We start from the raw sequence: 1,164 nt of genomic DNA on the forward strand, positions 1-1,164 counted from the left end.
AGGGGATAGAAAAGCTGGTGTCGTCCTTCATGTTGATGGTGATCGTTCCCAGATCAAGGTAGGCAGGCGACCACCTGCCGCTGGCAGGGGCCTGCTCGGTCCCGTTGACGGTGTAGTCTATCGAGACGCCCACGGGAGAGACGCTTACCCGCTGGACGCTTCCACTTGTTCCCGCCAACACGAAGGTCCCAGCAGGCGAGAGAGCTATCGCATCGCTCTGATAGTTGAGCTTGAACTTGAGGCTCCAGTTGCCCGTGGCGATGGTCGTGGTGGAGCCGAAGCTGCTGTCGGACGTGCTGATGCCCGTGAAGCTGGCCCTGGTGGTGGCGCCAATCACGTTGATGTCCGTGGTCATTTGGGTGACCATCTGGATGGCGTTGTCAGAGGGGTCGGCATCGTAGAAGTAGATGCCACCGCCCTAGCCTCTGGCACCGTCGACGCTCTGGTCGAAGTCGGCGGTCGGATATCTGCCGTCAAGGGTGATCGTCCCTCGGGAATCTGTGTCGACCTTTCCAAGCGCTTCGCCGTCCGTGCGCCTGATGCTGTAGATCACGACGTAGTTGCACTCGTCTCCCTCATCTCCTATGATGGCATCCGCCGATATGGTTATGCCATCGCTGGTTGCCGAGGCGGCAACAGGGCGACCGACCTTATCCTGCACGTTGGTGGGCGCCGTCGCCCCAAGGAACACGTCGTCGATGGCGCTTGCCACGCTCACCAGCTGCCCGTTTGCATAAGGCATAGCCGCCTGCCCCGACCACGATGGCGATGCCTGCCGCCACGGCCGCGGCCGCGAGGCGCAAGCGCCTGCGGGCGTGGCCCAGCTTGACGACTCGGCCTTCATGCTCCTTGGCCGTCTCCTTCAGCGCAGCGGAGACGATCGCCTGCGTCATTTGGTCCCGCTTCGTGGGGGACAGCGTGATGCCTGACATCTCCTCTTGATACCTTGTCTGCATGCTGCTCATCGTTCTTTCCCTCCAGCCTGGATCGCAGCTCCGTGCGGGCGCGGCTCAGCCTCTTGGCCACCGCGCATTCGCTCGCGCCGATCGAGCCTGCGATTTCCCTGATGCTCATGTCCTCGTAATAGTGCAGGTAGATAACCTCGCGATAGAGGGGAGGAAGCTCCATCACGGCACGTGTGACAAGCCCTTGTGTTTAGTCAAG

General features: G+C 61.6%; 2 protein-coding genes and 1 pseudogene. All 3 read right to left on the reverse strand.

The window, feature by feature from the left end; all coding sequences use genetic code 11:
- Positions 1-355 (reverse strand): annotated as a pseudogene (locus HMPREF1316_RS01860) (hypothetical protein); the annotation flags it as partial.
- A 63-nt stretch (positions 356-418) separates the two neighbouring features.
- A complete protein-coding gene (locus HMPREF1316_RS01865) occupies positions 419-742 on the reverse strand; it encodes a DUF4179 domain-containing protein (protein ID WP_021725199.1) in 324 nt (107 codons plus the stop codon).
- 98 nt (positions 743-840) lie between these two features.
- Positions 841-1,128 carry a sigma factor-like helix-turn-helix DNA-binding protein gene (locus tag HMPREF1316_RS01870; protein WP_051332883.1) on the reverse strand — a complete coding sequence of 96 codons (288 nt, stop codon included), beginning with the start codon at positions 1,126-1,128 and terminating at the stop codon, positions 841-843.
- Positions 1,129-1,164 lie beyond the last annotated feature (36 nt).

Source organism: Olsenella profusa F0195, from assembly GCF_000468755.1.
GTDB classification, from domain to species: domain Bacteria; phylum Actinomycetota; class Coriobacteriia; order Coriobacteriales; family Atopobiaceae; genus Olsenella_F; species Olsenella_F profusa.

Bases quoted from the DNA above. Each gene is read 5' to 3' on its own strand.
- HMPREF1316_RS01870 (WP_051332883.1), bottom strand. From the start codon at position 1,128: ATGGAGCTTCCTCCCCTCTATCGCGAGGTTATCTACCTGCACTATTAC.
- HMPREF1316_RS01865 (WP_021725199.1), bottom strand. From the start codon at position 742: ATGCCTTATGCAAACGGGCAGCTGGTGAGCGTGGCAAGCGCCATCGAC.